Origin of the sequence: Streptomyces sp. NPDC057543, assembly GCF_042801895.1 — a bacterium.
In the GTDB taxonomy this organism is placed as follows: Bacteria; Actinomycetota; Actinomycetes; order Streptomycetales; family Streptomycetaceae; genus Streptomyces.
The window spans coordinates 1-1,108 of record NZ_JBHVFF010000607.1 but is presented as its reverse complement, the minus strand read 5'-3'; the positions used below and the strand labels follow the sequence as shown (position 1 = coordinate 1,108).

The window sequence follows — 1,108 nt, the reverse complement described above, 5'->3', positions numbered from 1 at the left end:
GGGCCCACCCGTGTCCCTTTGTCCCTTGCGGTCAGCCCCGTTTCAGACCGAGCACCTCCGCCGCGGCGAACGTCTCGTTCGGCGGGCGGTCCTCGTAGTACGGGGAGATCAGCGCGTCGAGCTCGTCGAAGGAGAACGTCTCCTTCGACGAGTCGAACTTCGCCGCCACCCTGGGGCGTTCGACGATCGCGACCATCCCGCCGTGCACGACGAGCAGTTGCCCGTTGACCTTGGCGGCCGCCGGGGAGGCCAGGTAGCCGACCAGCGGTGAGACGTGCTCGGGGGCGAGCGCGTCGAGCCGGCCGTCCGCCGGTTCCTGGAAGCCGGCGAAGACGTCCTCCGTCATCCGAGTGCGGGCACGCGGACAGATGGCGTTGGCGGTCACGCTGTACTTGGCCAGGGCCAGGGCCGTGGAGGTGGTGAGGCCGACGATGCCGCCCTTGGCCGCCGCGTAGTTCGGCTGGCCCGCCGAGCCGGCCAGGAACGCCTCCGAGGAGGTGTTGACGATCCGGCCGTAGACCGGGCCGCCGGACTCCTTGGAGCGGGCGCGCCAGTGGGACGCGGCGAAGTGGGTGGTGTTGAAGTGGCCCTTGAGGTGGACCCTGATGACGGAGTCCCATTCGTCCTCGGTCATCGAGAACACCATCCGGTCGCGCAGGATGCCCGCGTTGTTGACCAGGATGTCGAGCTGTCCGTACGTGTCGACGGCCAGCTCCACCAGGCCGCGGGCCTGCGCGTGGTCGGAGACGTCGCCGAGGTGCGCGACCGCTCGGCCGCCCGCCGCCCGGATCTCCGCGGCGACCTCCTCGGCGGGGGTCGCGGACGCCTCGCCGGAGCCGTCGCGGCCCGGCTGCCCGTAGTCGTTGACGACGACGGACGCGCCGAGCCCCGCCAGTTCCAGCGCTTCGGCGCGTCCGAGGCCGCGGCCCGCGCCCGTGACGATCGCGGACATGCCGTCCAGGGGACGTGACAGGGGAAGTGACATCGGAATCTCGGAGCCTCTCAGGAGGGATCAGGGGGCACGGGTGAGAGGCTGTCGGGTGACCTCCGGCCGGAAAGCGGACGCGGTCTGGTGCGTGCGATTCCAAGGCGGAGGAGGGAGGCGACG

At 71.2% G+C, this 1,108-nt stretch carries 1 protein-coding gene; it reads right to left on the bottom strand.

Features of this window, described 5'->3' with window-relative positions:
* Positions 1-31: 31 nt before the first annotated feature.
* On the bottom strand, positions 32-985 hold the full coding sequence (locus ACFU8Q_RS41630) for a 3-oxoacyl-ACP reductase (protein WP_384465476.1): 954 nt from the start codon (positions 983-985) through the stop codon (positions 32-34).
* Positions 986-1,108: the final 123 nt, after the last annotated feature.